Origin of the sequence: Streptomyces sp. SID1328, assembly GCF_009865595.1 — a bacterium.
GTDB lineage: Bacteria > Actinomycetota > Actinomycetes > Streptomycetales > Streptomycetaceae > Streptomyces > Streptomyces griseoluteus.
Window position 1 is genome coordinate 1 of sequence record NZ_WWKH01000193.1, and the last position, 701, is coordinate 701.

Consider the following 701-nt stretch of genomic DNA (forward strand, 5'->3'; position numbering starts at 1 on the left):
GGCCCTGCCCGCCCCCTCCGACGTGCTCCTCGCGCGGGCGCTCGCGGAGCCCGAGCGGCTCGTCGCGCACGACCCCGCCTACGCGCGCGGGGCGCAGCGGCTGGGCGCGCTGCTGCGCAAGGCACGCGCGTGCCTGGCCGAGGGCGGTACGGCCGAGGAGGCGCTGTGGGCGCTGTGGAACGGCACCCCGTGGCCCAGCAGGCTGGAGCGGTCCGCGCGGCGCGGGGGAGCGGCGGGCCGCAACGCCGACCGTGACCTGGACGCCGTCTGCGCCCTGTTCGCCACAGCCGCCCGCGCCGAGGAGCGCACCGGCGGACGCGGCACCCTGAACTTCCTGGAGGAGATCGACGCCGAGGACATCGCCGCCGACACCCTCACCCGCCGCGCCGTGCGCCCCGACGCGGTGCGCCTGATGACCGCGCACCGCTCCAAGGGGCTGGAGTGGCGGCTGGTCGTCGTCGCGGGCGTGCAGGAGGGGCTCTGGCCCGACCTGCGCCGCCGGGGCTCCCTGCTGGAGGCCGACCGGATCGGCCGGGACGGCCTCGCCGAGCCGCTGACCCCGGGCGCCCTGCTCGCGGAGGAGCGCCGGCTGTTCTACGTGGCCGCCACGCGCGCGCGGGACCGTCTCGTCGTCACCGCCGTGAAGGCACCGGCCGACGACGGCGACCAGCCGTCCCGCTTCCTGACCGAGCTGGGCGTCG

1 protein-coding gene is annotated in these 701 nt (G+C 78.5%); it reads left to right on the plus strand.

What is annotated here, in order from left to right; genetic code table 11:
- A partial coding sequence (locus GT030_RS05750; RefSeq protein ID WP_161200140.1) for an ATP-dependent helicase occupies positions 1–701 on the plus strand: 701 nt, incomplete at both ends.